This is a genomic window from Haloferax sp. KTX1, assembly GCF_902410085.1.
In the GTDB taxonomy this organism is placed as follows: domain Archaea; phylum Halobacteriota; class Halobacteria; order Halobacteriales; family Haloferacaceae; genus Haloferax; species Haloferax massiliensis.
In genome coordinates this window covers 1-626 of record NZ_CABPRH010000053.1, presented here as the reverse complement: position 1 = coordinate 626, position 626 = coordinate 1, and the positions used below count along the sequence as shown (strand labels likewise).

Annotated in this window: 2 protein-coding genes; both read left to right on the top strand. The window is 63.7% G+C overall.

Annotated features, from left to right (window positions below; all coding sequences use genetic code 11):
- Positions 1 to 45: 45 nt before the first annotated feature.
- Positions 46 to 282, top strand: coding sequence for a sulfurtransferase TusA family protein (locus tag FY251_RS20700; protein ID WP_008311828.1), 237 nt, complete (start codon positions 46 to 48; stop codon positions 280 to 282).
- On the top strand, positions 279 to 626 hold a 348-nt coding region (locus tag FY251_RS20695), incomplete at its 3' end, for an FAD-dependent oxidoreductase (protein ID WP_187367465.1). The genes FY251_RS20700 and FY251_RS20695, both read left to right, overlap by 4 nt.

The following is a 626-nucleotide window of genomic DNA, read 5'->3' as shown; positions in this document are numbered from 1 at the left end:
CAATACTAATACAGGTGAGCTCCAACTACCTCCTGTGAGACTCCCATGACTGACATCGAACCCGACGAAACCGTCGACGCCCGAGGCGCGGCCTGTCCCGGTCCGCTGATGGACCTCATCGGACAGATCCGAGATGCCGAAGCCGGTGACGTGGTTCGGCTCCTGAGCGACACCGACCAGTCGCTCACCGACGTTCCGGAGTGGGCCGAAGAGGCCGGCAACGAACTGCTCGCTATCGAGGAGCTCGACGACCACAACGCGTTCTACGTGGAGAAAGCATGACCGAGCACGTCGTCATCGTCGGTGGTGGGACCGGTGGCACCGTCCTCGCGAACGACCTCGCCGACCGACTGGACGTCGAGCTTGCCGCCGACGACGTCCGAATCACGCTGATCAACGACGGACCTGACCACGTATATAAGCCGGTCTGGCTGTACGTGCCGTTCGGACAACGCGAACCGGCAGACGGTCGGCGACCGCTCGACGAGCTCGTCGACGACGCCGTCGACCTTCGAATCGACCGCGTGACCGCAATCGACACCGAAGCCCAGCGACTGCGGTTCAACGGCACCGCTCCGGCAGTCGACTACGACTACCTCGTGCTGGCGACCGGGTCGACGCTAGAG

What these genes read in the sequence shown, in the direction of transcription:
- FY251_RS20700 (WP_008311828.1), top strand. Translation starts at nt 46, where the DNA reads ATGACTGACATCGAACCCGACGAAACCGTCGACGCCCGAGGCGCGGCC.